Source organism: Actinoplanes sp. NPDC051633, assembly GCF_040681735.1.
GTDB lineage: Bacteria > Actinomycetota > Actinomycetes > Mycobacteriales > Micromonosporaceae > Actinoplanes.
Genome location: NZ_JBFAZH010001495.1, coordinates 1 through 1,601 on the forward strand (window position 1 = coordinate 1; position 1,601 = coordinate 1,601).

Annotated in this window: 2 protein-coding genes and 1 pseudogene; 2 read left to right on the forward strand and 1 reads right to left on the reverse strand. The window is 70.8% G+C overall.

Annotated elements, in window-relative coordinates; translation table 11 throughout:
• Positions 1–30: 30 nt before the first annotated feature.
• Positions 31–645, forward strand: coding sequence for a DUF5937 family protein (locus AB0M20_RS42445; RefSeq protein ID WP_364307072.1), 615 nt, complete (start codon positions 31–33; stop codon positions 643–645).
• 23 nt (positions 646–668) lie between these two features.
• The gene (locus tag AB0M20_RS42450; protein ID WP_364307070.1) at positions 669–1,241 is read left to right on the forward strand and encodes an isochorismatase family protein; all 573 of its coding nucleotides are present in this window, start codon (positions 669–671) and stop codon (positions 1,239–1,241) included.
• A gap of 19 nt (positions 1,242–1,260) precedes the next feature.
• Here the strand turns inward: AB0M20_RS42450 and AB0M20_RS42455 are convergent.
• Positions 1,261–1,601: pseudogene (locus AB0M20_RS42455) on the reverse strand (chorismate-binding protein); the annotation flags it as partial.

A 1,601-nucleotide genomic window follows, 5' to 3' on the forward strand; every position in this document is an offset into this window, starting at 1 on the left:
CCGGAATTTGTGCACTTAACCGGCTATTAGATCGCGGCCGACCCCGAGGCTGCCCGGGCGCGGATCGCGGGTGCACTGGACGACTACTGGCGGGCTGCCGTGGCGCCGTTCTGGGTGCGGCTGCATGCGCTGCTGCAGGACGACATCGCCTACCGGCTCGAGCAGCTCGCGGACGGCGGCGTGGACGCGCTGCTACGCGGCCTGCACCCGTCCGTCCGGTTCGACGACATGACGCTGCACGTCCAGAAGTACTACGACGGCGACGCGTCCTCCGACGGTCGCGGCGTGCTGCTCGTGCCGTGCGCGTTCGCCTGGCCGGACGTCATGGTCCGCACCGCGCAGCCGGTGCCGGTGGCCCTGTCGTATTCGCCCCGCGGGGTGGGCCGGCTCTGGGAACAGCATCGGAGCTCGCGTCATGCCGCCCTGGCGGAGGTGCTCGGACGCACGAGAGCCGATCTGCTCCGGCTGCTCGACCTGCCGATGGCCACGTCGCAACTGGCCACCCAGCTCGGCTACGCCGCGCCGACCGTGAGCGCGCACCTCAAGGCGTTGCACGCCGCCGGCATCGTCACCGCCCGCCGCGACGGGCGCTTCGTGCTCTACAGCCGCGCCCCGGTCGGCGACCTCTTGATGGCCGGCCCATGAGCCGCCACTGCTAAGGTGCCGACGTGGACTCACCCCTTACCAACGCGGCCCTGATCGTGGTGGATCTGATGCCCCGCATCGTCGAGCAGGACCTGGGCCCGCACCGTGGCGCCGATGTGGTGGCCCGCGCGAGTCGCCTGGTCGCGGCGTTCCGGCGCGCCGGCGCCACCGTGGTGCTGGTCCGGGTGGAGCGGCCGCACGTCGCCGAGCAGCCGCCCGGCAGCGGCTTCGTCCCGGAGATGGAGCCGCAGCCCGGCGACATCGCCGTGGTGAAACGCACCATCGGCGCGTTCTATGGCACGGGCCTGGCCGAGAAGCTGCGGGAGCGCGGCGTGGACACGGTGGTGATGGCCGGCATCGCGACGACGATGGGTGTCGAGTCGACCGCTCGCGCCGCCGCCGATCACGGGTTCGAGGTGACCTTCGCCGCGGACGCGATGAGCGGGATGACGGCGGGCGAGCACGAGCACGCGCTGCGGGTGGTGCTGCCGCGGTTCGGTGCCGTCGTCACCACCGACGAGATCGTCGAGCGCGTCACCACAGAAGGTGTCACTACAGAGGTCGGTGGTCCAAGCGGAGGCTCTCGATCCGCTTGAACCACCGACAACCTCTTCGCTACCCGCTATGCGCCGGAGTAATCACGCCCGGCAATAAAGTCGGCAGCAACTCTGTCAGGATCGCCATGCCGTCGCGGCTGAGCACCGACTCCGCGTGGAACTGCACGCCCGCGAAGGACGGTCCACGCAGGGCGTGCACGGTCCCGTCGGCCGGGTCGCGGGCGATCTCCACCACGCCGTGCGGGGTCTGGAGGCGGTCGGTGGCCGACACCGCGGTGAAGCTGGAGTAGAAGCCGACCCGTCTGGGCGTACCCCACAGATCGATGTCCTTGGCGACGCCCTGATAGGGCATGTCGCGGCGGTGCAACGGCAGCCCCAGCAGGCCGGACAGGACCTGAT